Below are 1740 nucleotides of genomic sequence, written 5' to 3' on the forward strand. Positions count from 1 at the left end.
GTCGTCGAGGCCACGTGGTCCCCGGTGATCCGGGGGCGGGTCAGCCGGGGGTCGGCGGTCACCCGGACCTCGGCGGTCACGGTGGCGTACTGCCGGGCCAGCGCGGGCACCGGCCCCCGCCGCAGGTCGGCGCCGTGCAGTCCGGCCGACGCGGCGGCCGCCGCGACACAGAGCAGCACGGCGGCGACCGGCACCCGGCCCCCCTCACCGGTGCCTCGTGTCCCCCGCCACCGTGCCGACAGCAACACGCAGGCGAGCACCAGACAGCCGGCCACCAGTCCCGTGACCCAGCCCGAGGACACGTCCAGAGTCACCGCGGCCGTGCCCCAGGCGGCGAGCGCCGCCGGTACCAGCCGCAGATCCACGGGCGCTTCCTGCCGCGGGTGGGCACTCCCGAGCCGCGTCCCCGAAGCGGCGTGCACGGTGGCCCGTGCCCGCGCCTCGTCCTCGTGCCTTCGCGGCATCCGTGAACCGCGCCTCATGGCTGTACGAGGTTCCGCAGATCGGCGAAGCGGCGGTCACCGATGCCGTTGACCTCGCGCAGTTCGTTCACCGAGCGGAAGCCGCCGTGCCGGGTGCGGTAGTCGACGATGTGCTGGGCCAGCACGGGGCCGACGCCGGGCAGGGTGTCGAGCTGGTCCACGGTGGCCGTGTTCAAGGAGACGGGAGCGGTCGCCGTACCGGCCGGACCTCCCGCGACGGAGCCGCCCACGCCGGGCACGGGCGCCGGTGCCGGTGCGGCCGGGCCGCCGACGACCACCTGCTCGCCGTCCACGAGGAACCGAGCCCGGTTGAGCGTGTCGGTGTTCGTGCCCGGCCGCACGCCACCGGCCGCCTTCAACGCGTCGGCGACCCGCGATCCGGCCGGCAGCCGCTGGATCCCCGGCTCACGGACCTTTCCACTGACGTCCACCACGATCTCGGCCCCTGGCGACCCCGTCGTGCCGGAGCTCCCGCCCGGGACAGCCGCCCCGGCCGCTTCCTGCCGTCCGTCGGCGCCGGTCCGCCCGCTCTCCGCGCCGCTGTCCCCGAACGGAGCCGCCGCGCGCACCACTTCGGGCGCCTGGACGGACTGTGTGCGCCCCGTCCAGAAGTGCTGGAGGGCGAACACGGCGGCCACGACGAGCAGGACCGAGAGCGCGACCACGTTCCGCCGCTCCAGACCGCACCGCGCCTGCAACCAGACCGGCATCCGCTCCCGCAGAGCCGCCCCGGCCCGCTCCCGCCAGACGCCGGGCCTGTCGGCAGCCTCTCCCCAACTCCCCTCCAGGGCAACGTCATGAGGAACGCCGTCCGGCAGAAGCTCCTCCGCAACCCCCGTCTCCTCGCCGCCCGGTGGCCCCTTCTCCAGTCCCTCCGCTCCCCCGCCCGTTCGGCGAACAGCACCTCCGCCCGCCGCCGGAGTTCGTCCGCCGAGGCGGCATGCCGATGCGGGACCCGGCCCTGGCCTTGACCTTGGCCATGGCCATGGCCTTGGCGCCGCCCATGCCCTTGGCCCCGCCCGCGGGTGACAGACGGCCGGCGGTGCCGTGAGCGGCCGTCGGATCGAGGGCCGCGGCCCGGCCCGCTGGTCGTCGTAGCTGTACGTGAGCTTGATCGAAGTGCCATGCGCCGAGGATCGGACACGTCCGCACCCTCGCGATGATCTTGGTCAATTCCCGGGGACTACCCACCGGTTGTGGAAAAACCCGCCACCCGGACGAGTGACGGACGCGACAGACGCACCTCTACGTCCCGAGC

At 74.7% G+C, this 1740-nt stretch carries 1 protein-coding gene and 1 pseudogene; both read right to left on the reverse strand.

Annotated elements, in window-relative coordinates; genetic code table 11:
* A pseudogene (locus AOJ26_RS36000) lies at positions 1–464 on the reverse strand (MBL fold metallo-hydrolase); the annotation flags it as partial.
* A gap of 14 nt (positions 465–478) precedes the next feature.
* Positions 479–1192: a ComEA family DNA-binding protein gene (locus AOJ26_RS36005; protein ID WP_053852566.1), complete on the reverse strand. Its 714-nt coding sequence runs from the start codon at positions 1190–1192 to the stop codon at positions 479–481.
* Between the last annotated feature and the right edge of the window lie 548 nt (positions 1193–1740).

The organism is Streptomyces sp. NRRL B-24085 (assembly GCF_001282115.1).
Lineage (GTDB): Bacteria > Actinomycetota > Actinomycetes > Streptomycetales > Streptomycetaceae > Streptomyces.